The organism is Kingella oralis, assembly GCF_014054985.1.
In the GTDB taxonomy this organism is placed as follows: Bacteria; Pseudomonadota; Gammaproteobacteria; order Burkholderiales; family Neisseriaceae; genus Kingella_B; species Kingella_B oralis.
On the sequence record NZ_CP059569.1, the window covers coordinates 1589438 to 1613204 of the forward strand.

21 protein-coding genes and 1 pseudogene are annotated in these 23767 nt (G+C 54.1%); 12 read left to right on the top strand and 10 right to left on the bottom strand.

The genetic code is table 11. The features are described from left to right. Positions 1-45: 45 nt before the first annotated feature. The 3 genes and pseudogenes from H3L93_RS13500 to hrpA all read right to left on the bottom strand — a co-directional run. A pseudogene (locus H3L93_RS13500) lies at positions 46-2013 on the bottom strand (GNAT family N-acetyltransferase); the annotation flags it as partial. 83 nt (positions 2014-2096) lie between these two features. Then, complete coding sequence (locus tag H3L93_RS08525) at positions 2097-2702, bottom strand: hypothetical protein (protein ID WP_003794113.1); 606 nt, start codon at positions 2700-2702, stop codon at positions 2097-2099. Between the two features lie 70 nt (positions 2703-2772). Further along, positions 2773-4167 (bottom strand): ATP-dependent RNA helicase HrpA, encoded by a 1395-nt coding sequence (hrpA, locus tag H3L93_RS08530; RefSeq protein WP_003794110.1) that lies wholly within the window; start codon positions 4165-4167, stop codon positions 2773-2775. Positions 4168-4357: 190 nt separating this feature from the next. Here hrpA and H3L93_RS08535 point away from each other — a divergent pair, with 190 nt between their 5' ends. After that, on the top strand, positions 4358-4582 hold the full coding sequence (locus H3L93_RS08535) for a hexameric tyrosine-coordinated heme protein (RefSeq protein WP_003794109.1): 225 nt from the start codon (positions 4358-4360) through the stop codon (positions 4580-4582). 211 nt (positions 4583-4793) lie between these two features. On the opposite strand, the gene H3L93_RS08540 is transcribed toward H3L93_RS08535, so the two are convergent. Beyond that, positions 4794-6392, bottom strand: coding sequence for an L-lactate permease (locus H3L93_RS08540; RefSeq protein ID WP_003794107.1), 1599 nt, complete (start codon positions 6390-6392; stop codon positions 4794-4796). Between the two features lie 299 nt (positions 6393-6691). Here H3L93_RS08540 and trmA point away from each other — a divergent pair, with 299 nt between their 5' ends. The 3 genes from trmA (at position 6692) to gltX (ending at position 10236) form a co-directional block, all read left to right on the top strand. After that, complete coding sequence (gene trmA / locus H3L93_RS08545; RefSeq protein ID WP_003794103.1) at positions 6692-7777, top strand: tRNA (uridine(54)-C5)-methyltransferase TrmA; 1086 nt, start codon at positions 6692-6694, stop codon at positions 7775-7777. Between the two features lie 168 nt (positions 7778-7945). After that, entirely contained in the window at positions 7946-8569 is a 624-nt protein-coding gene (locus tag H3L93_RS08550) for a Smr/MutS family protein (protein WP_003794102.1), read from the top strand. Between the two features lie 263 nt (positions 8570-8832). Then, positions 8833-10236: a glutamate--tRNA ligase gene (gene gltX, locus H3L93_RS08555; protein ID WP_003794097.1), complete on the top strand. Its 1404-nt coding sequence runs from the start codon at positions 8833-8835 to the stop codon at positions 10234-10236. 234 nt (positions 10237-10470) lie between these two features. Here the strand turns inward: gltX and rsgA are convergent, their stop codons facing one another. After that, on the bottom strand, positions 10471-11337 hold the full coding sequence (gene rsgA, locus H3L93_RS08560) for a ribosome small subunit-dependent GTPase A (protein WP_003794095.1): 867 nt from the start codon (positions 11335-11337) through the stop codon (positions 10471-10473). 87 nt (positions 11338-11424) lie between these two features. On the opposite strand from rsgA, the gene H3L93_RS08565 reads away from it, so the two are divergent. After that, the gene (locus tag H3L93_RS08565; protein WP_003794093.1) at positions 11425-11733 is read left to right on the top strand and encodes a hypothetical protein; all 309 of its coding nucleotides are present in this window, start codon (positions 11425-11427) and stop codon (positions 11731-11733) included. A gap of 74 nt (positions 11734-11807) precedes the next feature. Here the strand turns inward: H3L93_RS08565 and H3L93_RS08570 are convergent, their stop codons facing one another. The 3 genes from H3L93_RS08570 to H3L93_RS08580 form a co-directional block, all read right to left on the bottom strand. Then, a complete protein-coding gene (locus H3L93_RS08570) occupies positions 11808-12341 on the bottom strand; it encodes a DUF3465 domain-containing protein (protein WP_003794091.1) in 534 nt (177 codons plus the stop codon). A 67-nt stretch (positions 12342-12408) separates the two neighbouring features. Continuing rightward, positions 12409-13581, bottom strand: coding sequence for a lipopolysaccharide assembly protein LapB (gene lapB / locus H3L93_RS08575; RefSeq protein ID WP_003794090.1), 1173 nt, complete (start codon positions 13579-13581; stop codon positions 12409-12411). Positions 13582-13589: 8 nt separating this feature from the next. Next, positions 13590-13892, bottom strand: coding sequence for a LapA family protein (locus H3L93_RS08580; RefSeq protein WP_003794088.1), 303 nt, complete (start codon positions 13890-13892; stop codon positions 13590-13592). A 296-nt stretch (positions 13893-14188) separates the two neighbouring features. On the opposite strand from H3L93_RS08580, the gene H3L93_RS08585 reads away from it, so the two are divergent. Next, a complete protein-coding gene (locus H3L93_RS08585; protein ID WP_050755560.1) occupies positions 14189-15229 on the top strand; it encodes a type IV pilus twitching motility protein PilT in 1041 nt (346 codons plus the stop codon). Positions 15230-15248: 19 nt separating this feature from the next. Further along, a complete protein-coding gene (locus tag H3L93_RS08590) occupies positions 15249-16523 on the top strand; it encodes a PilT/PilU family type 4a pilus ATPase (RefSeq protein WP_003794084.1) in 1275 nt (424 codons plus the stop codon). Between the two features lie 4 nt (positions 16524-16527). On the opposite strand, the gene H3L93_RS08595 is transcribed toward H3L93_RS08590, so the two are convergent. Next, positions 16528-16683 carry a hypothetical protein gene (locus H3L93_RS08595; protein WP_155802951.1) on the bottom strand — a complete coding sequence of 52 codons (156 nt, stop codon included), beginning with the start codon at positions 16681-16683 and terminating at the stop codon, positions 16528-16530. 28 nt (positions 16684-16711) lie between these two features. Here H3L93_RS08595 and H3L93_RS08600 point away from each other — a divergent pair, with 28 nt between their 5' ends. From H3L93_RS08600 to xth, 4 genes are all read left to right on the top strand, one after another. Beyond that, the gene (locus H3L93_RS08600; protein ID WP_003794079.1) at positions 16712-17146 is read left to right on the top strand and encodes a peroxiredoxin; all 435 of its coding nucleotides are present in this window, start codon (positions 16712-16714) and stop codon (positions 17144-17146) included. 165 nt (positions 17147-17311) lie between these two features. Then, on the top strand, positions 17312-18529 hold the full coding sequence (locus H3L93_RS08605) for a multidrug effflux MFS transporter (RefSeq protein WP_003794076.1): 1218 nt from the start codon (positions 17312-17314) through the stop codon (positions 18527-18529). 191 nt (positions 18530-18720) lie between these two features. Then, positions 18721-19395 carry a YiaD family glycine zipper/OmpA-like lipoprotein gene (locus H3L93_RS08610; protein WP_003794071.1) on the top strand — a complete coding sequence of 225 codons (675 nt, stop codon included), beginning with the start codon at positions 18721-18723 and terminating at the stop codon, positions 19393-19395. A 95-nt stretch (positions 19396-19490) separates the two neighbouring features. Beyond that, positions 19491-20258 (top strand): exodeoxyribonuclease III, encoded by a 768-nt coding sequence (xth, locus tag H3L93_RS08615; protein ID WP_003794069.1) that lies wholly within the window; start codon positions 19491-19493, stop codon positions 20256-20258. A gap of 354 nt (positions 20259-20612) precedes the next feature. Here xth and H3L93_RS08620 read toward each other — a convergent pair whose 3' ends face one another. Beyond that, the gene (locus H3L93_RS08620; RefSeq protein ID WP_040558118.1) at positions 20613-20900 is read right to left on the bottom strand and encodes an SPOR domain-containing protein; all 288 of its coding nucleotides are present in this window, start codon (positions 20898-20900) and stop codon (positions 20613-20615) included. 368 nt (positions 20901-21268) lie between these two features. On the opposite strand from H3L93_RS08620, the gene dnaX reads away from it, so the two are divergent. Further along, positions 21269-23731: a DNA polymerase III subunit gamma/tau gene (gene dnaX / locus H3L93_RS08625; protein ID WP_003794065.1), complete on the top strand. Its 2463-nt coding sequence runs from the start codon at positions 21269-21271 to the stop codon at positions 23729-23731. Positions 23732-23767: the final 36 nt, after the last annotated feature.

Below are 23767 nucleotides of genomic sequence, written 5' to 3' on the forward strand. Positions count from 1 at the left end.
CAGCCAGAAGGCGCGGCTTTGGGCGTTGCCTTCGGCGTAGCTTAGAATGATTTCGCGGTAGCCCATCTCCACCGCAACTGCCGCGAGTTTTTGCGCGATGGCAGTGCCGATGCCTGCGCCTTGGGCGGATTTGTCCACCATCAGCAGACCGAGTAACACGGTTTCTTTATCGGGGTAGGCGAAGATGATTTCCAACGCGGCTTTCAGGCTGCCTTGCTGCCAGAAGCCGATGAAGTGTTTGTTTTCGCGGCGGGCATCGGGCGGCAGGGCGGCAAGGCTGCGGGTGAGTTTGTCGCGCGTGAGCGGCTCGCCCAAGTGGCGGTAGTAGTCGGGCTGGCTTTGGCACAGGGCGTAGAGCGCGTCTAGGTCGGCGGCGGTAAGGGCGCGGGGGGTAAGGTTGCGGACGCGCAGATGGTCGGGGCGGAAGGGGGTGGTTGTTTTGGCTTCGCTGGTTTTCAGGCTGCCTGAAAGGCCGTCTGAAACGCGTGTAGGTCGGATACTTTTATCCGACAAAACTTTTGATGCTGCGGAAATGTCGGATTCAAGAATCCGACCTACGGATGCGGCAACTTGCCCCCTCTCCTGCGCTCGCGCGGGGGAGGGTTGGGGTGGGGGTGCTGTTTCGGAAGAAGCAAAATTTGCTTGTGTATCAGGCGTTTGCCCCCACCCTAACCCTCTACCGCGAGCAGGAGAGGGAACGGGGTTACTGGTTTGGGCGGCGGTTTCAGACGGCCTTTGGGTATTTTCAGGCTGCCCAAACATCTCGCCGCCGCTTTTAAATACGGTTTTAGGCAAACGCGCATCGTAAAACTCAAACAAAATCTCATCGTCCACCAACACATCTTGACGGCGCGATTTGTGTTCCAACTCGGCGACTTCGCGGATCAGTTTTTGGTTGTGTACGAAAAACGGCGCGTTGAAACTGCCCATTTCTTGGGCGACCAATGCGCTGCGGATAAAGATTTCACGGGCTTCGGCGGGGGCGATTCTGCCGTAGGCGACGGGGCGGCGCGGCAGCACGGTCAGCCCGTACAGCGTTACGCGCTCGCTGGCGACGACTTCGCCGCGTTTCTGTTCCCAATGCGGTTCAAAATAGTGGTAACGCACCAGATGCGGGGCTTCCTGCTCTATCCATTCGGGCTGGATTGCGGCGACATCGCGAGCGTAAAGGCGCGTGGTTTCCGTGAGTTCCGCCGCCATCACCCATTTGGGCTTGGATTTGAACAACGCTGACGCGGGGAACAGATGAAAACGGCTGCCGCGCGCGCCGGTGTAGTCGTTGCCGTCGGGCGATTTCATGCCGACGTTGGCGATGAGGCCGGTGAGCAGGGCGCGGTGGATTTGTTCGTAGCCCGCTTCTTTGGCGGCGCGGATTTGGGTGCGGTGTTGTTTCTTATCCAGTTGTTTTTGTTTGAGTTTGGCGGATAAGTCTTGGTCGCCCGCATTTTCAGACGACGTGAGCTGTCTGACTTCGGGAGGTCGTCTGAAAGCGGCTTCCTTGGTGGTCAAACCCATTTCAATCGCGGTTTGGGTAAGCTGGTGGTGCAGCTCGCGCCATTCGCGCATCCGTAGGTGCGACAGGAAATATTGGCGGCACCACTGCACTAACTGCTTGTTGGACAAGCCTTTGTCGCGCTCGCGCTGGAAGCTGTCCCAAATGTTCAGGTAGGCAAGGAAATCGGACTGCTTGTCGGTAAAACGCTCGTGCGCCTTGGCGGCGGCATCGCGCGCCTCCAACGGCCGCTCGCGCGGGTCTTGAATCGACAGCGCGGACGCAATCACCAATATTTCCGCCATGCAGTCGTGCTTCTTCGCCGCCAGCAAAATGCGCGCGATTTTCGGGTCGATAGGCAGGCGCGCCATTTGTTCGCCGAGTTTGGTCAGGCGGTAGCGGGGAGGGGCGACGATATTGCCCGAAGCGTTTTGAAGGTCGTCTGAAACGGTTTTATCGTTTGTCGGATTGTGTCGGGTATGAATGCTTGAGCTGCGTGCTTGATTTTTAGTGTTTTGCATAGTTTTGTAGGTCGGGCATTTATGCTCGACATTTCCTTATTGCAGGGTGCTTTTTTGTCGGGCATGAATGCCCAATCCACTCTTTATTTAATTTTTCCTTTTAAGAATTTTCCAGTCGTCCCATTCAGTTTATCTCTTGAAATTAATTTGGCTTTAAATTCAAAATTTTTACTGATTCGCACAATTAATAGTTGTTCAAAACTTCCTTTTTTCTTCACGACTACTTGGTTATGTTGTTTTAAAGGGGATATGGTTTTCACTTCAACCAGTTTTCCGTTAATGAAACCATCAGAACCTTCGTGGTTAACGTCCTTATGTCTTTTTAATCCGTATTCTAATTCAGCATAAAGTTCACCTAGTTCTCCCCAAATTTGTAAATATCTTCCTGTAAGTGAATAATATTCTTTTGCATTTTCAATTAAACTATTAAATATTTGCTCTTTAAAATAAGCAGTTTCTTCGTCTTCAATTGTTTCATAACTGACTTGAACATTCGTATCCCAATCTTTAATATCATCAAATAAATTATCAATAATTTGGGTATTTCCATCATCATCTAAATAAATAGCCTCGTAAGGTTCTAAATAAATAGCCTCGTAAGGTGCATATCCACAAGCTGCGGCTTCGATAATTTCTTCACTGCTATAACCAAGGTCTCTCATTTCCCATAAAAAGTCATAATCACTCATGTTTGTATTCCATATATTTTTGTTAATTTTCTAACAGATAGGTTGGGTATTTATGCCCGACCTACGTTTTTCAGACGGCCTCCACCGCCCCCAATTCCAGCAACACCTGAAACCCATCATTGATATACCGAGAATCGGGCATTTCTAAAAACGGGAATACCGCCACATCGCCCAGTTTCAACGCTGCCATGCGCAGGATGACGGCGGCCAAGTTGCTGCGGACGATTTCGGGGTCGGTAAATTCGGGGCGGCTGTTGAAATCTTCTTCTGAAAACAGCCGGATACACACGCCTGCGGAGACGCGTCCGCAGCGTCCGGAGCGTTGGCGGGCGGCGGCTTGGGAGATTTTTTCGACATGAAGCTGCTCCACTTTTGCCCGTGCGGAATAGCGTTTGACGCGCGCGAGGCCGGTGTCGATGACGTATTTGATGCCCGGCACGGTGAGTGAAGTTTCGGCGACGTTGGTTGCTAACACGATGCGGCGTTTCGCGCCTGAGGGGTGGAAGATTTTGTGCTGCTCGGCGTGCGACAGGCGTGCGAACAGGGGCAGGATTTCGTCGTTGCGGCGCAGCGTGGATTTGCGCAGGGCTTCGGCGGCTTCGCGGATTTCGCGTTCGCCCGGCAGGAACACCAAAATATCGCCTTCGCCGTGTCGCGCCAATTCGTCCGCCGCATCGACAATCGCGTCGGTCAGCTCCACTTCTGCGTCGTCTTCGTCTTTGCTGGTCAGCGGGCGGTAGAGGATTTCGACGGGATAAGTGCGTCCGCTCACTTCCAGCACGGGCGCGCCGTTGAAGTGTTGGGAGAAGCGTTCTGCGTCTATCGTTGCCGAGGTGATGATGACTTTCAAATCGGGGCGGCGCGGCAGCAGTTGTTTTAGGTAGCCCAAGAGGAAGTCAATGTTCAGGCTGCGTTCATGTGCTTCGTCGATAATGATTGTGTCGTAGGCGGCGAGATAACGGTCGGTCTGCGTTTCCGCCAGTAGGATGCCGTCGGTCATCAGCTTGACGCAGGCATCGCGCGAGGTGTGGTCGTTAAACCGTACTTTGTAGCCCACCGCCTGCCCAATCGGCTGCCCCAGCTCTTCGGCAATGCGCTCGGCAACCGAACGCGCGGCAAGGCGGCGCGGCTGCGTATGCCCGATCAAACCCGCCGCCCCGCGCCCGAGTTCCAGGCAGATTTTAGGCAACTGCGTGGTTTTGCCCGAACCTGTTTCGCCGCAGATGATGGTTACTTGGTGGCTGGCGATGGCAGTTTTGATGTCGTTTAAACGCTCGTGGACGGGGAGAGTATTGTCAAATTCGGGCTTGGGCAGCGCGGAAAGGCGTTTTAAGTAAATATCGTGGGATTTTTGGTATTTGCGTTCTACGCTGGCGATGCCGCCGTATTTTTCAGGCTGCCTGAAAGCGCGTTGGAGAAAGTGGCGGTCTTTGGAGAGGGTTTGGTCTAAATCGGGTTGGGACATGGTTTGGCGTGTGGAAATTGTAGTAAAAACAAGGGGCGCAATTATAGCAGAGGCAACCTGAAAAACGGATTTCAGGCTGCCTTTGGGGATGGAGGAACAGCATTTTCAGGCTGCCTTGTATGCCATTTGCCTAGCCTTGTTCAATTATTTACAATGCGCGCCTTTCAACCCACTACCATAAGGGAAAATCATGGAACCATGGATCACTTCGCTCATCACCGACACGCCGCAAGAAGGCTACGAACTTGCCATCAAGCTGGCACGCATGGGCGTGAAATACACGCAACCCGACCCCGACATCCGCAGCAAACTGCGCCCTGTTTACGAAAACGATGCGGATAGCTTAACGCTGGTATCCCAAGTGATTGCCATTCATTTCCAAACCGTTGCGGCGGCGAATAATTATTGGAAGTAAAAAATAAAAGAGCCGATTGATTTGGCTCTTTTTTGTGTTTCAGGCTGCCTCGGATGCTTGCTTTGCCGTCTAAAACGTTTGCAAAAACCCTGAGGCAGCCTGAAATCTAAAATTTAAAGGCAGCCTGAAACCATAGCCAACCCCTTTTCAGGCTGCCTCATCCATCCGCAAAAAAAGCACTCCGTTTACCAGAGTGCTTTTGTTTACAGCGTTAATGCGCTCCCGCTTCCAGTACCAGCGACAGGATAAATGTCCACACGCACACAAACACCAGCAAGGCGATGCTGTATCGCAGCACCAGTTTCAGCACGGCAGATTCTTCGCCTGTTTTGCCCAGCGCGCCTGTGGCGATGGTGATGGATTGGGGCGATACCAGTTTGCCCATTGCGCCGCCGGCGGTGTTGGCGCTCACCAGCATATTGGGGTCAATGCCCAGCTTGCCTGCCACCGTGCTTTGCACGCCCGCAAACAAGGTGTTGTTGTTCACCACCGAGCCGGTCATAAACACGCCCACCCAGCCCAATATCGGAGAGAGCAACGGGAAGATTTTGCCTGTTTCGGCGATGGCTTCGCCCAACACTTTGGTCATGCCTGTAAACGTCATCAATTTGGCAATCGCTAAGATGCAGGAAATGGTAATAATGGCGATGAGGAACGATTTAAACGTTTCTTTTAACACGCCAAACGCTTTGCCAAACGACAAGGTTTTGCTGCTCATGCCGATGGTAATCAGCGTTGCCACCAAAATCGCTGTGCCTGTGGCTTTGCCCAAATCCAGCGCGGCTTTCACTTCGCCTTCACCAGGCATCACATCCAAAGTAATCGTGGTAAACGATAACACACCGTCTTTAATAAACATCCCTTTAAAGAACGGCATACTCCACACAATCACCGCGATGCTCAACAACACAAACGGCATCCAAGCATCCACGATTTGCCCAGTAGAGAATTTTGCTTTGTTGCTCTCGTCTTCTGCCACCAAGCGGAAAATGTTTTTCGGTTTCCATTGGGTACACAAAGCAGCCAAAGCAGCCAAAGAAAGCAAGGGGGGAACGATGTCCACCAATTCAGGGCCCAAGAAGTAGCTCACCACCATTTGCGATACGGTGAACACCACAGAAGTTACCAACAGCGCAGGCAAAGTTTCTTTGATGCCTTTGAAGCCGTCCAAAATCCACACCAGCAAGAAAGGCACGCTGGCGGCCACAATCGGCAAAGTAGTGTTGGTTGCGCGCGATACGCCCAGCGCGGTTACGCCGTCCAGCTTAAACGTATCCACAATCGCCACGGGAATACCAATCGCACCCCACGCGCCAGCAGCCGCGTTGGCCACCAAACACAGCATCGCTGCTTGCAAAGGGTTGAAGCCCAGCGCAGCCAGCATCACGCTACAAATGGCAATCGGCACGCCAAAGCCCGCCGCGCCTTCCAAGAACGCGCCAAAGCAGAAGCCAATCAGCAATAATTGGATGCGTTGGTCGGCGGAAACCATGGTGAGCGAGCCTTTGATAACTTCAATTTTTCCTGTGGCAACGGTTAAGCGGTAAAGCCACATCGCCATGATGATGATGTAGCCAATGGGCCAAAAACCTGCCCAAAAGCCCGATACCACAGCGGCAAACGCGGCGGCAAACGGCAGGTTAAACGGATAGAACGACAGCACCAGCGTTGCCACCAAAGTGAGCAAAGCAGCGTGCAAGCCTTTGAGTTTCAACACGGTTAAACCGAGCAAAAACAATACAATAGGAATCGCTGCCACCAATGCCGACAGCCAAATGCTGCCTAGTGGGTCATGCGTTAGGGAGAACATAGATAAATACTCCTAAAAAATGCAGCTTTTTGAGCTGCGTGGGTTAAAAAAACTCTAAAAACTTTTGGTGCAAGTTCCGCGGGTGTGATGCTACGCCTGTTTCAGGCGAAAAAATATGTTTCGCATCAAGTTTTGTAAACTTATCGGCGAAACAGGTTAAGATTTTAACTATCACACCCATTTTGTTTACATGGTTTAACGCTTATAATTTGAGGCAGCCTGAAATCCATATCCCCGCGCGCATCAAGCCCAGCCCATTTTCAGGCTGCCTTATTTTGTTTACCTGTTCATTTATCGCCATGCCCTACACCGCCCAACTTGCCGAAAAAACCCAACGCCTTGCCGCCCTACTCGCACCCTTTGCCGCGCCCGCGCCGCAAGTTTTCCCATCGCCCGAAAGCGGCTACCGCATGCGCGCCGAGTTCCGCATTTGGCACGACAGCGACCAAATCAGCTACGCCATGTTTGCCCACGGGCAAAAAGCATCCAGCGCCTCGCTGATTAAGCTCACCCATTTTCAGGCTGTCCACAGTAGCATCAACGCGCTGATGCCCCGCCTGCTCCACCGCCTTTCAGGCTGCCCCGCGCTGCAAACGCGGCTCTACCAATGCGAATTTCTCGCCACGCTCAGCGGCGAAATGCTGGTAACGCTGATTTACCACCGCAAGCTGGATGATGACTGGCAAGTCGCCGCCCGCGCCCTAGCCCGCGATTTAGGCATCCACATCATCGGGCGCAGCAAAGGGCAAAAAATCGTGTTAAGCCAAGATTTTGTAACCGAACGATTAACCGTAAACGGGCAAAGCTACGCCTATCGCCAATACGAAGGCAGCTTCACCCAGCCCAACGCCATCGTGTGCCAAAAAATGCTGGCATGGGCGTGCCAGCAAGCGCAAGGCGCAGGCGGCGACCTGCTGGAACTCTATTGCGGCAACGGCAATTTCACCCTGCCCTTATCGCGCCATTTTCGCCGCGTGCTGGCAACCGAAGTGTCCAAAACCTCGGTTGCCGCCGCGCAATGGAATATCGCGCATAATCAAGTGGATAACATCCAAATCGCCCGCCTATCCGCCGAAGAGTTTACCGAAGCGTTTTCAGGCTGCCGCACCTTTCGCCGCCTAGCCGAAAGCGGCATCGCGCTGGCGGATTACGATTTTTCCACCATTTTCATCGACCCGCCGCGCGCAGGCGTGGACAACGCCACGCTGCAACTGGTTGCCCGGTTTGACCGCATTATTTATGTGTCGTGCAACCCCGAAACGCTCGCCGCCAATTTGCAAACGCTCACGCAAACGCACCGCATCCAAGCCGCCGCGCTGTTTGACCAGTTTCCGTTTACGCCGCATATTGAAAGCGGCGTGATGCTTACACGAAAGGCAGCCTGAAACTAAAAAAGGCAGCCTGAAATCCCATTTTCAGGCTGCCTTGGCAAGCGCATCCGCACCCAATGGAACGTCGGCGGCTCGCCGACAACTCAATGCTATTTGGCAACAAGCCATCGCCGCGCCATTTGCGTTTTCAGGCTGCCCCAATCATCCCCCGAAAGTCCCACCATGAACTACCAAGACCAACTCAAAGCCCTGCACAAACAAGCCCAAGCGCAAACCGCCGCCCGCCGCGCCGCCGAAGCGCAAGCCAAGCAGCAAGCCGCGCAAGAAGCCGAAGTCAATTTCAGCGAGCTGATGAAAGACGTAACCCCGATTAAAAACGCCAATCAATACATCGCCCCCGCCAGCCGCAAAACCATCAAGCCGCGCCAGCAGCCCGCCGATTTGGGCGAAGACAACTATTTTTATGTAGGCGAGGGTGTGCAGCTAGAAATCCCCGCCACATTCAGCAAAAACGGACAAGGCGCAAACGACATCAAACGCCTGCAAAACGGGCATTACGAAGTGGTCGCCGATGTGGATTTGCACGGCTACACGCAAGAAGAAGCCCAGCAAGTGCTCAACGAATTTATTGAATTTGTGAAACGGCGCGGCGTGTGCGGCGAAATCATCCACGGCAGCGGCTTGGGTTCATCGGGCTACACCCCCGTGCTCAAAAACCTTGTGCGCCGCTGGCTGATGGCACACCCCGACGTGCTCGCCTACTGCGAACCGCACAAAGGCAACGATGGCGCGGTACGCATTTTGGTAAAACGCCAACGCCGCCCCGACCCGTGGGCGGAGGATTGAGGCAGCCTGAAAACATTTTTAAAGGCACGTTTTAGCTTCGCTGAAACTCGCTTCGCTCGTTTTCAGGCTGCCTCACTCCCCCCCATCCACAGGCTAAAATTTTTCACACCATCCCAAAGCAGCCTGAAATGCTTACCACAAAGCACCGCCCCAAGCGTGGTACGCGGCAAGACGCGTGCTCTTGCTTATAACCAACCCCTTTTTCAGGCAGCCTGAAAACAGTAAAATCCCCACCCTTTCCCATCACACAACGAAAGCCCATTATGACCATCAAAACCCGTTTTGCCCCCAGCCCCACAGGCTACCTCCACATCGGCGGCGTGCGCACCGCCCTTTATTCATGGGCGTTTGCCAAACACCACGGCGGCGAATTTTTGCTGCGCATTGAAGACACCGACCTAGAACGCTCCACCGCCGAAAGCGTGCAAATCATCCTGCAAGGCATGGACTGGGTAGGCTTACACGCCGACAACCGCGACCACATCGTCTACCAAACCCAAAATTTCCCGCGCTATAAAGAGCTTATCCAACAACTGCTTGCCAGCGGACACGCCTATTACTGCTATTGCAGCAAAGAAGAGCTCGCCGCCATGCGCGAAAAAGCCGAGCGCGAAGGCACCGCCACCTACGACCGCCGCTGGCGGCCCGAAGCAGGCAAAACCCTGCCCCCCATCCCCGCCGACATCCAACCCGTTGTCCGCTTCAAAAACCCGCTGGACGGCGCAACCCATTGGCACGATGCCGTAAAAGGCGAAATCAGCATCCCCAACGCCGCGCTCGACGACCTCATCATCGCCCGCGCCGACGGCACGCCCACCTACAACTTCTGCGTGGTGGTGGACGATTTTGACATGGGCATCACCCACGTGATTCGCGGCGACGACCATGTAAACAACACGCCCAAACAAATCAACATATTCAAAGCATTAGGCGCAACGCCCCCCGTGTACGCCCACCTGCCCATGATTTTGAACGAGCAAGGCAAAAAAATCTCCAAACGCAGCGGCGACACCGTTGCCATCACCGAATTTGCCGACATGGGCATCCTGCCCGAAGCCATGTTGAACTACCTTGCGCGGCTGGGCTGGGCGCACGGCGACGACGAATTTTTCAGCATAGAACAATTCGTGCAATGGTTTGATTTAAAAGACGTATCCGCATCACCCAGCCGCATGGACAGCAAAAAACTGATGTGGATAAACAGCGAACACATCAAAGCCGCCGACAACCAACGCCTTGCCGATCTGGTCGCCCCACGCTTGGCTCAGCAAGGCATCCGCGTTTCAGGCAGCCTGAAACTCGCCGACGTCATCGCCTTTGTCAAAGACCGCGCCCAAGACTTAAACGCGCTCGCCAGCGAATGCGCCTATTTCTACGCCAAAGCCACGCCCGCCGAAGCCGACCTTGCCAAGCATTGGGATGCCGATGCGCCCGCCCGCATGCGCCGCTTTGCCGCGCTGCTTGCCGCGCTGCCCGAAGGCGAATGGACAGCAGAAGGCATCCACGCGCTGTTTGCCTCGTTCTGCGAAGCCGAAGGCATCAAAATGGGCAAACTGGGCATGCCGCTGCGCCTTGCCGTGTGCGGCACCGCCAAAACGCCCAGCGTGGATGCGGTGCTCGCCATGCTGGGACGCGAGGAAGTGTTGAAGCGGCTGGCGGAGGTTTGATGTAAACCCACGCCCGCCCATCCGCCACGCAAAAGGCAGCCTGAAAACGGGTTCACGCTCGTTTTCAGGCTGCCTTTTTTGTGGTACACGAAAGCCTAGACAACGCCCGCAGCAAAATGAAGCGGCGACGGCTCGTCGCCAAATGGCACGTTGAATAAGCCAAACCCTTTGCAAAAGTCCAAAGGCAGCCAAACGCCCAATCACGTTTTCAGGCTGCCTTTTATGCTTCGCACATCAGCGCAGCAATTCATCCGTAATCTTTTGCAACAACGCCACGCGCTCCGCCGACACGTCGCCGCGTTCCGCCGCCGCTTTCACTGCGCAGTTGGGCTCGGCGCGGTGGGTGCAGTTGTGAAAACGGCATTGCCCAATCAGGTGGCGCAAATCAGGGAAATAATCCAGCAAATCCGCCGCTGCCAAATGGTGTAAGCCAAATTCTTGCAAACCTGGGCTGTCAATCAGCTTAGTGTGTTCATCCAAATCATACAGTTGCGCGTGGGTGGTGGTGTGTTTGCCCGAATCCAGCGCGGCGGAAATGGTTTGCGTGCGGGCAAGGGTTTCGCCCAGCAGCGCGTTGGTGAGCGTGGATTTGCCCATGCCGCTTTGCCCGAGCAAGATATTGGTTTCGCCGCGCAGTTGCTCGCGCAGGCTGTGCACGTCGCCCAACGCGCTTAACGTGATGATTTTATAACCTAATTGTTCGTAAAACGACAATTTGGCTTGCAGCGCGGCGGTGCTGGGCAAATCGGCTTTGTTGATGACAATCACGGGGCGGATGTGCGCGGCTTCGGCGGCGATTAGCGCGCGTTGCAGCAGGGCTTCGCTGGGGCTGGGCTCGGCGGCAACCACAATCAAAAGCTGGGTTACGTTGGCGGCGATGAGTTTGGATTTCCACGCATCTTGGCGATACAGCAGGCTTTGGCGCGGCAACACGCTTTCAATCACGGCTTGCTCGCCGTTGATGATTTGGATGTTCACCCAATCGCCGCAGGCGTAGTCGGTGCGCTTGCTGCGGGTGCTGGCTTCGTAGGTTTGCTGGTTTGGCGTGCGGACGATGTAGCGTCTGCCGTAGCTGGTGATGATTTGGGCGGTTTCGGGCATGGATGGGCTTTCAATCTTGCGCGTTGCGCTGCGATATACCCCTTTATACCCAAATCAAAGATTTGGACAAAGGGGCAAGGCTGCCTAATGGGGGTAAAATACGAGAGGCAGCCTGAAAACGTATTTAAGGAGGGAAATATGCTGGAAGGATTAAAAAACTGGTTACGCGAGCAATCTGAACGGCAAGACTATATTGACGATATGACTTTCCGTTATCCATCGCTGCGTGTGCAGCTGCTCATCATAGCGGCAGGCTGCGCGTTGTATGCGCTCAATCTGATTTTCCCCTCGTTAGCAAAGGCGATTGGGGCGGTGCTGTTTGCATTCTATATGGTTTATTACGCATTTATTTGGGCGGCGGCAAAACATCGCCCTGATGATTGGGATGAATTTTAGGTTTCAGGCTGCCTCTGGCGATTAAGGCAGCCTGAAAAGCGCAGCGGAGTTACGAAGCTAAAACATTGGTCGCGCTATTCATACCGCTGCCCATTATGTTCCAGCCAACCATCAACATGGCGACCGTTTGGGTCTTTATGCGTCCAATGAATCACGCCGCCCTGCTCGCTCCATTCGTATTCGCCGTTAAACGCGATGGTGTCGCCTTTTTTCAAGCCGCGAATTTTCGGCGCGAGGTCTATATTGTGAGCAAACAGCAGCGTTTGCCCGCTGGCGAGTTTCACAATAAAACGTTGATGGCGCGAGCCTTGCGTGTCATCGGGCAAGGTTTTAATCACGCGCCCGCTGCCTTGAATTTGCAGATTGCTTTGGTGGTTTTGATAGGCTTGTTGCAAGATGTGTTCAAAGTTGGCAGCGGGCGGCGCGGCTTTTTCAGGCTGCCTTTGCGTATCCCTACTTGGCTGCGGCTGGCTTTGCGTTGTGCTTACTTGCGGCGCGTTTGGCTGTTGGCTTTGCCTGTGCGCCAGCCATTGCTTGCCCACCGCCAGCAACACAATCAACACCAAAACAACCCATTGGTATTTGGATTTGTGTTTATTTTTAAACATACTCTTTCCTATAAATACTTTTCAAGCTGCCTATCCACCAAGGCAGCCTGAAAACGATAATGCGCCATCACACCTCAATCTTGTTCGGCGTAAACGTTTCCCATTTGTTGCACGCGGGGCAGTGCCAGAAAAACACTTGCGATTTAAAATGGCAGTTGCGGCAGCGATACATCCAGCTGCGCTGCACCTGTCGCCCAATCACGGTGCGCATCATATCGGCATCGGCTTTCCATTGCGGGTTCAAATCGCTCATTTGCAAGCCCAGCAGGCGGTACATGCCGTTCAAATCGGGCTTGATGCGCACCAGCTCCACCATCGTTTGGTTGGCTTTTTCCTCGCCCCACAGCAGCAGCGATTTTTCGTAAATCACGCTGTTCAAATCCAGCTGCGGGAACATTTTGGCGTAGCCAATCAGCACTTCCAAGCCGTCTTGCGCCTTGCCCAGCGCGTCATAAGCGTCATACAGCTTCTCGCCTATCATGCTCAAATAAGCGTGGTTTTGCTTTTCAATCGCGGTGTAGGCATCAATGGCAGCCTGAAAGTTGCCCTGCTTTTGCTCAATATCGCCCAAAATCATATTGGCACGGGTGCATTTTTTGTTGGCAGACAAGGCAGCCTGAATATGCGCACGCGCCTGCTCAAACTGCGATTTAAACAATTCGCTCTGCGCGATTTCGCAATAAAACTGCGCCATTTCAAATTGATACGTTTGCTCATCGTGCGCCAAAAGCTGCGCGGTGGCGATGGCTTGCTCCCAATCGCGGTCTTGCTGATAAATATTGAGCAACACTTCGTTGGCTTGCTTTGCCATATTGCCCTGCTGCAATTCCAAGAAAATTTGCTCGGCCCTGTCCACCAAGCCCGCGCTTTGGTAGTTCAAACCCAGCTCGTATAACACGCGCGTGCGCTTGTCGCCCACCGTGTCGGGTGAATCCAGCAACGCCTTGTGCATGGCAATCGCCTTATCGTTTTCACCGCGCTGGCGATACAGCTTGCCCAAAGTTAAATTCAAATCATACGAATTTTGTTGTTGATCAATCACTTCCGCAAGATTATGCGCCGCGCGCCCCGTGTTTTTATCCACCAGCGCGTCCAAGCTGGCGTAAAAGCCTGCGGGCACGGTTTTTGCCTGTTTCAGCACGGTTTTCATATCAATCCGCGCGGCAAACCAGCCCATCGCAAAAAACGCAGGCAGCAAAATAATCGGCACAAGTATTGACCAAATGTCAGCGTTTTCCATGTTTTGCCTTATTTTTTGGCTGCGTTAACCGGCTGGGGCGCGGTAATGTCTTGCGTGGTCAAACGGGCATTCTTTTGCACTTCGGCACGCAAGCGCGCGTTCTCGTTACGCAGATGGATTAAACGCCCAAACAGCGCAAACAAGCCGAACAGCGCGCCCGCCACAAACGCGCCGAACAAAATCACAATCAGCGGCAATTCAAGCGACTCGCTGGGCAGATAGAAAAATGGTACTTTTGCCGTGTTAATCAAAGCAAACACCAGCAGCACCGCCAAAATCGCAAGTTTGATTATCGTGTAAAACAGTTTCATCACAGTTCCCTGTTGTTTCAAAAATAGGTCGCAAAAATAAAAAGGCAGCCTGAAAATAGGCAGAGCCTGATATGGGGCGTAAGTGTAAACGATTTGACCGCCTTGTGATACTGCCTTTCATTACCCCGCATTCAAACCATCATCCAAAACATCATCCCAAACGTAAACAAAGGCAGCCTGAAATACAACAAAATCCCAACCTTTCTTAACATTTGCTTTCAGGCAGCCTGAAAATTATTTAGAATACGGGGCTTAATTCAATCCACTTTTGCAAAGGCATCATTATGAGCACAGCTATGCAGATTACCGACCTTCTCGCATTTGGCGTGAAAAACAAAGCATCAGACTTACACATCTCCGCAGGTCTGCCCCCCATGATTCGCGTGAACGGCGACATCCGCCGCATCAACCTGCCCGAAATGAACGCAGACGAAGTCGGCACAATGATTAGCTCCATCATGAACGACTTGCAACGCAAAAACTACCAACAAAATTTGGAAACCGACTTTTCGTTTGAACTGCCCAACATCGCCCGCTTCCGTGTGAACGCGTTTAACACCAACCGCGGGCCCGCCGCCGTGTTGCGTACCATTCCCAGCAAAGTTTTAACCTTGGAAGAGCTCAAAGCCCCGCGCATTTTCCAAAAAATCGCCGACAACCCACGCGGTTTGGTGTTGGTAACAGGGCCAACAGGTTCGGGCAAATCCACCACCCTTGCCGCCATGATGGACTATGTGAACGAAAAATATTCCGCCCACATCCTCACCATTGAAGACCCCATCGAGTTTGTGCACCAATCCAAAAAATGCCTTGTGAACCAACGCGAATTGGGCGAACACACCCACAGCTTCGCCAACGCCCTGCGCTCCGCCCTGCGTGAAGACCCCGATATTATTCTGGTGGGCGAGATGCGCGACCCCGAAACCATCGGCTTGGCATTGACTGCCGCCGAAACGGGGCACTTGGTGTTTGGCACCTTGCACACCACCTCCGCCGCCAAAACCATCGACCGTATTATCGACGTGTTCCCCGCAGCCGAAAAAGAGATGGTGCGTTCTATGTTGTCTGAATCATTACGCGCCGTTATCGCGCAAACGCTGCTGAAAACCAAAGACGGCAAAGGCCGTGTCGCCGCGCATGAAATCATGATTTCCACCCCCGCGATTCGTAACTTGATTCGCGAGAACAAAATTGCCCAAATGCAATCATCCATCCAAACGGGGCAAAACTTCGGCATGCAAACGCTTGACCAATGTTTGCAAGACTTGGTGCGCCGCAATATCGTGTCGCTTGCCGATGCCCGCGCCAAAGCGCAAAACCCCGATATGATTGTGTAACAAACAAAGGGAGACCACCATGTCAGAACAAAACAACCCCACCGCCGGCTTAACCAACCTGTTGGAAGACTTTGTGAACGATTACCAAGTGAAACCGCAAGCCCCCAAAGCCGCGCCCAAAGGGCAGCCTGAAAAAACCGTTGCCAGCGTGATGGCGAAAAAAGAAAAACCCGGTTTGCATCCCTTGCTGGAAAAAATGTCTGCCGAATGCGAAAAACGCTTGGCTTCCGATATTTTCATCAGCGTGAACTTCCCGCCCTCATTCAAAATCAACGGCGAGCTGACCCCCGTTCCGCTCAAACCGCTCACGCCGCAAGACACCGAAGTTTTGGTGTATTCCACCATGAGCGATGAGCAGCGCATCCGCTTTGAAGAAGAATTGGAGCTGAACTATTCGGTTACTTCCGCCACAGGCGTGCGCTATCGTGTAAATGCGTATCATGAGCAAGGACACGTTGGCATGGTTTGGCGGCGCATCACCACCAAAATCTTAACGGTGGACGATTTGAAACTGCCACAAGGCTTAAAAGAACTTGCCATGCAACCGCGCGGTCTGATTATTTTGGCGGGCGCAACAGGTTCGGGTAAATCCACTTCCATGGCGGCGATGCTAGACTGGCGCAACAAACACGCCGCAGGTCATATCGTTACCATTGAAGACCCTGTGGAATACATCCACACGCCAATCAAAAGCATTTTTACCCAACGTGAATTGGGCATTGACACCAACTCTTGGTCTATGGCGGTGCAATCTGCGATGCGTCAAGCCCCGGACGTAGTCTGCGTAGGCGAGGTGCGTAACGAACACACCATGGAATACGCCTTGCAGCTGGCGCAAACGGGGCACTTGGTATTCTTCACCATCCACGCCAACAACGCCGTGCAAGCGGTGGAGCGGATTATGAACTTCTACCCCGAAGAGCAACACAAACAAGTGCTGCTGGACTTGTCGCTCAACGTGGTGGGCATCATCGGGCAACGTTTGGCGCGTTTGATTGAAGGCGGTCGTACCGCGATTGTGGACTTGCTGATTAACTCGCCCGCGATGGCGGACTACATGATGAAAGGCGAGCTGATTGAGATGCTGCGCCTGATTGAACGCTCGCAATCCGAGGGCATGCAAACGTTTGACCAAGACTTGTTCAAACTCTACACCGCAGGGCGCATCACATTAGACGAAGCCTTGCGCCAAGCCGAATCCGCCAGTGACTTGCGCCTGAAAATCACCCTGTGGGAAGAAGGCAAAGAACCAGGGCAAATGTATGACCGCGTTTCGGATTTGAACATCTTGTAACCGGTTAAATAAACTGCGTTTCAGGCTGCCTTAATCGATTGAGGCAGCCTGAAAATTTGTTTGCGGCAGCTTTGCCCGTTTGTTTTTTGCCCGTTCGTTTATCGTCCGCCCCGCGCATTCTGCCAACGGCAGCCTGAAACGCCGCGCGGCGCAACCCCAATCCATCACTCCGTACACGAAAGCTTACCATGCCCCATTTCTCCCTCCCCTCATCCAACGGCGATATTTTCCACAGCCAAGCGCATCTGCCGCTCGTTGTGTATTTCTATCCCAAAGACCACACCGCAGGCTGCACCACCGAAGGCTTGGATTTCAACCGCCTGCTGCCCGAATTTCAAGCCTTGGGCTACACCGTGGTCGGTATCTCGCGCGACAGCGTGAAAACCCACCAAAACTTCTGCGCCAAACAAGGCTTCGCCTTTGCCTTGCTCAGCGATACCGATGAAACCGTGTGCCGGCAATTCGACGTGTTGAAACTGAAAAAGCTCTACGGCAAAGAACACATGGGCATTGAACGCAGCACCTTCGTGTTAGACAGCGCAGGCAATATCGTGCACGAATGGCGCAAAGTGAAAGTGGCAGGGCACGCCGAAGCCGTGCTGGCGGCGGTAAAAAACGGCTAGCGACGCGGCTCGATTGTCCAACGCGCAACCGCTAACCCGTTCTCCCGTTTGAGCTTTCCCCACCCCAAGCGTATAATCCGCTCCGTTTAACAACTACCTTATAGGCAGCCTGAAAACCCGTTTTCCCGTTTTCAGGCTGCCTCATCTTAATCACGTGTTCACACCATGCAAACAGCCCGCCCCCTCTCCACCAAACAAATGGCATTCCTGATGGCGATGCTTATCGCCATCATGCCGCTGTCTATTGATGCCTACTTGCCCTCGCTGCCCAACATCGCCACCGCGCTGCAAGCCGACATCCATCAAATTGAAAAAAGCCTCAGCACATTTATGTTTGGCGTTGCCGCAGGGCAATTGCTCGGCGGCTCGCTGTCCGACATCAAAGGCCGGCGCAACATCGCCCTGTTTGGCTTAACCATTTTTCTGATTGGCTGCGCGGGGCTGATTTTTGTGCAAAATGCCGAGCAGCTGATGGCGTTGCGCATGGTGCAAGCCTTGGGCGGCGGGATGTCTGCCGTGGTGGTGGGCGCGTTGGTGCGCGATAATTATCAAGGCAAAGAAGCGGCGCAAATGTTCACCCTTATCGGCATCATTTTGATGCTGGCACCGCTGGTTGCGCCCATGCTCGGCTCGGCGTTGCAATCGCTCACGGGCTGGCGCAGCATTTTCGCCTTTTTGTTTGTCTATGCCAGCATCGTGTTCGCGCTGCTGTTTCGCTTTTTGCCCAAACACAAATCCGCCGAGCCGCTGCGCCTGTCGCACGTTAAACAAATCGGCAGCCGCTATCGCCAAGTGTTCGCCACGCTGCCCGCGCTTGGTTTTTTGTTTTACCAAGCCGCTTCGTTTTCATCCATGATGGCGTTTTTAAGCGAATCGCCCTTTGTTTACATGAAGTTATACAACCTAAGCTCGCATCAATACGCTTGGGTGTTTGGCTGCAACATCGTAACCATGATGCTGTGCAATCGGCTGACCGCGTTTGGCTTGCGCCGCGATTGGCACAGCCGCGATTTGCTGAAAGTCGGCATCGCGCTGCAAGGCTGCGCCAATATTGCCCTTGTTGCCAGCGTGTTGTGGTTCAAACAGCCGCCGCTGGCATTGTTGATTCCGCTGGTGATGGTGTCGGTGGGCACGCAAGGTTTAATCGCCGCCAACACCCAAGCCCTGTTTATGAGCAACTTCAAGCCCGAAATCGCAGGCAGTGCCAACGCCGCGCTATCGGCAACGCAATCGCTGATTGGCTCGCTGGCGGGCTTTTCGGTTGCCTTTTTGCACAACGGCACGGCGTTGGTGATGACAGGCACGATGCTCGCCGCCACCAGCATAGGCTTGGTGTTGCTGCTGCTGTTTTCGCGCAGCCAAATGTGGGGGAAGGCAGCCTGAAACCGATTTTCAGGCTACCTTGGCAAGCCATTTCAAGCCGCCCCAAGCGAAAAAAACCCGCGTTTCAAAGTAATTTCTCGTTAAGGCAACTGGCCTTATCCCCGAAACATCGGTATATTGCGCGGCTACCTCTCAGGCAGCCTGAAACCAGGCCCGGCCATCCCATCCACCTTTGATTAAAGGAAACGCACATGAAACTGATGAAAACCACCACACTTGCCGCCCTCACCGCCGCGCTCGCATTGAGCGGCTGCGTAACCGATGCCACCACAGGGCAAAACAAAATCAGCAAAACCGCGCTTTACGGCTTGGGCGGCGCAGCCACCTGCGGCATCGTGGGCGCATTAACCCACGGCGGCAAAGGCGCGCGCAATTCTGCCTTGGCTTGCGGCGCAGTAGGCGCTGGCGTAGGCGGTTACATGGATTACCAAGAGAAAAAATTGCGTGAACAACTGCAAGGCTCAGGCGTTGCCGTGGATCGTCAAGGCGACCAAATTAAATTAACCATGCCCGCCGCCGTAACCTTCGCCACCAACAGCGCCACGCTTTCCGCCCAAGCGCAAAACTCGTTGAGCCAAGCCGCGCAAACGCTGGCAACCTACACCGACACCACCATCACCATCGTGGGACACACCGATAACACAGGCAACGATGCCATCAACAACCCCTTGTCGTACAACCGCGCCCAATCCGTTGCCAACTACCTGAACCAACACGGCGTGGCAGCTAACCGCATGAGCGTGTCAGGACAAGGCTCGCGCCAACCCGTTGCCGATAACAGCACCGAAGCAGGCCGCGCCCAAAACCGCCGCGTAGAAATTCTGATTAACCCCGACCAAAACGCCGCACGAGCCGCAGGCGCATAACCATTGGTAAACAACGCAACAGGCAGCCTGAAAACCGTTTTCTCGTTTTCAGGCTGCCTAAATGTTGTCAAAACATCGTAACCACGGAACATCGCATGAAAATCGCCACATGGAACGTTAATTCGCTCAACGTGCGCCTGCCGCAAGTAAGCGACTGGCTCGCCGCCCACCAGCCCGATATATTGGTGCTGCAAGAGCTGAAACTGGAACAAGACAAATACCCCGCCGCCGCCTTTCGCATGATGGGCTGGCACACCGCATGGGCAGGGCAAAAAACCTACAACGGCGTCGCCATCATCAGCCGCCACCCGTTGCAAGACGTGCAAACAGGGCTGCCCGCGCTGCCCGACGACCCGCAGCAACGCGTGATTGCCGCCACCATCAACGACATCCGCGTAATCAATGTTTACTGCGTAAACGGCGAAGCGCTCGACAGCCCCAAATTCGCCTATAAACGCCAATGGTTTGCCGCGCTCACCGAATATGTGCGCGACCAGCTCGCCCAACACCCCAAGCTCGTGCTGCTGGGCGACTTCAACATCGCCCCTGCCGACGACGATGTGTACGACCCGCAACGCTGGCACGAAAAAATCCTCTGTTCCGGCGAAGAACGGCAATGGTTCGCCAACCTGCTCAACCTCGGGCTACATGACGCATTACGGCACATTTACCCCACCGGCGCGCACTACACATGGTGGGATTATCGCGGCGCGATGTTCGCCAAAGGCTTGGGGCTGCGCATTGACCACTTGCTGATTAGTCCCGCCCTGCGCGACAGCCTGCGCAGCGTGAACATCGACAGCGAAGCCCGCGCCCAAGAACGCCCCAGCGACCACGCGCCTGTGGTGGCGGAGTGGGATTGAGTGGCGGCGCACAAAGGCAGCCTGAAAATGGAACGGCGACAGCTCGTCGCCAAATGGCGCGTTAAATTAAGCTGCGCTGGTTGATTAACATGTCGTCAAACCGCCGACGCTCCATTGTGCATTGCGTTTCAGGCTGCCTCAAATCATCCAAGGCAGCCTGAAAACACAAAACCGTTTGGTGTTAAGCCAAACGGTTTTTTATCGGACAGATTGGTTTTCAGGCTGCCTATTCACAAAACATAAGCCACCCCGCCCCAAACAAAAAAAAGGACAGGCATCACCCTGTCCCACTAAAAATTTCAGACCACTCGAACTCTCACAAACAAGCAGCCTGAAACCCCATCAAAAGTCAGCTCAATTATCCAAAATCAAGCAATCATCAATCTGGTTTTTGCGCAAACGCTCCACCGTTTGCTCCGCCTGCTGCCGTTCCATGCGCGGCGTGCGCACGTGATACATTGGTGTGCCGTCCGCAGATTTGGTCTCTTTCACCGAAGCAGGCACGCCCGCCAAAGCCGCGTTCGCCACCATCCTTTGCGCGTAATCCGACTCTCTAAACGTGCCCAATTGCACCGCAGAACCTGCTGCCCACGCGCTGCTGATGCCAGTAAGCAAAACCAAAGCTAAGCATAATTTTTTCATCACAGTCTCCTTGTGCCACAGGGCAAGAAATCGGTCTAGGATAAAGAATCTAGTTACCAAACTGGTAGCATTTGCCGTGCCAACTCGTGTAAAAACTAACGTATCTTTACATTCCCCCACGCCACCGCGCCCGCCTGCTAAGGCAGCCTGAAAAGCATCTTGTTTCATTACACGAACTGTGTAAATATTTTAACCAATTGAAAAAACAACAATTTTAATCCAACGCATAAGGCAGCCTGAAAACCATCGCAACCGCCAACGCCACGCACAAACTGCCCTTTTTTGTAACCATCCTACCAAGTGTGCCAAATTTTCAGGCTGCCAAATATGCTAAAATTCGCCCCATTTTCTTAACAAACTTTCCAGCCATGACCTACCAAGTTCTCGCCCGCAAATGGCGACCCAAAACCTTCGCCGACCTCGTGGGGCAACAACACGTTGTCAAAGCCCTGCAAAACGCCCTTGCCAACGGGCGTTTACACCATGCCTACTTGCTCACAGGCACGCGCGGCGTAGGCAAAACCACCATCGCCCGCATTCTCGCCAAAAGCCTGAACTGCGAAAATGCGCAACACGGCGAGCCTTGCGGACATTGCGCCACCTGCCAAGCCATTGATGCGGGACGATTTGTGGACTTGCTGGAAATTGATGCCGCCAGCAACACGGGCATAGACAACATCCGCGAAGTGCTGGAAAACGCCCAATACGCGCCCACGGCAGGCAAATACAAGGTTTACATCATTGACGAAGTGCACATGCTGTCCAAATCCGCGTTTAACGCCATGCTGAAAACGCTGGAAGAGCCGCCCGAACACGTCAAATTTATCCTTGCCACCACCGACCCGCATAAAGTGCCGATTACGGTGCTAAGTCGTTGTTTACAATTAGTTTTACGCAATATGACCGCGCAGCAAGTGTCCGACCATTTGGCGCACGTTTTAAACGCGGAACACATCGCCTACGAGCCCGCCGCACTCACTCTGCTGGGGCGCGCCGCGCAAGGCTCTATGCGCGATGCCCTCAGCCTGCTGGACCAAGCCATCGCCATGGGCTCGGGCAGCGTGCAAGAAGCCGATGTGCGCAATATGATAGGCGCGGTAGACAATCGCTATCTGTTTGAATTACTAGAAATTTTGTCGCAAAAAAACGGCGCGGCGTTGATTGCCAAAGCCAGCGAAATGCACAGCCAATCGCTCGGCTTTGATAGCGTGTTAGCCGAGCTGGCCCTGCTGTTGCAACGCATCGCGCTGCTGCAAACCGTGCCCACCGCCATCGCCGCAGACGACCCCGAACACGACCGCCTGCACGCCCTTGCCCGCGCGTTTAACAGCGAGCAAATCCAGCTTTACTACCAATGCGCCCTGCACGGCAAACAAGACCTGCCGCTTGCGCCCGATGAATACGCAGGCTTTGTGATGACGCTGCTGCGGATGCTCGCCTTTGCGCCGTTTGCGGCGGAGGATGTGCCCGCCAACGCCGTGATTGAAAACACGCAAATGCACGAGCCTGCCGCGCCGCCCATAGGCAGCCTGAAAAGCGTAGGCGTGAATGAAGCACAATCCAGCGTAATCCAAGCGCGTGAAAACCATGCGAATGCAACGGAAGCCGTTGAACCGCCAGCCGTTACATCAACTGCTTCATCTACTGTTACGACAACTGTTGCGCCAGCCAGTCAGCCAGCGGCAGAAATCGCGCCAACAGTTCAAACCGTTTCAGGCAGCCTGAAAAACGCAGGTGTGGATGAAGCGCAACCCAACGCAGCTCAAGCGAATGAAAACCATGCGGATGCAACGGAAGCCGTTGAACCGCAAGCCGTTGTGCCTACTGTTACGCCAACCGTTGCGCCAGCCAGTCAGCCAGCGACAGAAATCGCGCCAGCAGCCCAAACCTTTTCAGGCAGCCTGAAAACGGATGCGGCTGGTTTGGCTACAACTTTGGGTACCGCTTTGGAGCCAACGCCAACGGTAGAAACCGCCAACGAAACCAACGCAAACGCATCCGCCAACATGGGCGAAACCATCAGCGAAGCGAATGCAGACAAAGCCACCAACAGCGCACCCCATTCCAACGAAACCACCGCGCCCGAACCGCAAGCCACTCACTCCGCCCCTGCTAACGAGCGCATGACTGCGAAAGCAGAAACCACACCAGCCACACCCGCTTCCCCCGTAGGCAGCCTGAAAACCGTTGCCACCCACGCCAGCGAAGCACACGCCGCCACCGTTTCAGGCAGCCTGAAAACGAACGAAGCACCTTTCAGCGAAGCCCAACCCGATACTCCCACTCCACCCATTGCCCCCCAACCCGCCCCCAAAAAATCCACCTCAAAAAAAACCACCCCCCGCGTAGCCCAAACCAACCATTCAGGCAGCCTGAAAACCGAAACCCCCAACGAAACCCAACCCGAAGCCCACACCCCCTACCCCCCTTTTGCCGCCGAAAACTGGGCAGCCATCGCCGAGCGCATCAGCAACCAAATCTCCGCCGCCCGTATGCTGCTGGATCACACCGCGTGGGTTGCCTACCAAGACGGTGAATTGCACCTAGCCATCGTTTCTGAGAAAACCAAAAACACCACCAAAAAAGAATACTTTAACCGCATCGCCAGCGCATTAAGCGAAGCCTACCAACTCCCCATCCACATCCAAACCCAACCCTTCGCCGAGGGCAACGGCTGGGAAACACCCGCCATGCACCGCAGCCGCATCGCCGCCGAAAACCGCGCCCAAGCCCAAAGCCTGATGGAACAAGACCCCGCCGTGCAAGCCATCCAGCAACACTTCGGCGCAACATGGGATGCGGAAAGCATCGCGCTGAATGCGTCAATATAGGCAGCCTGAAAACGAATAACGGCTTTCTTACGAAGC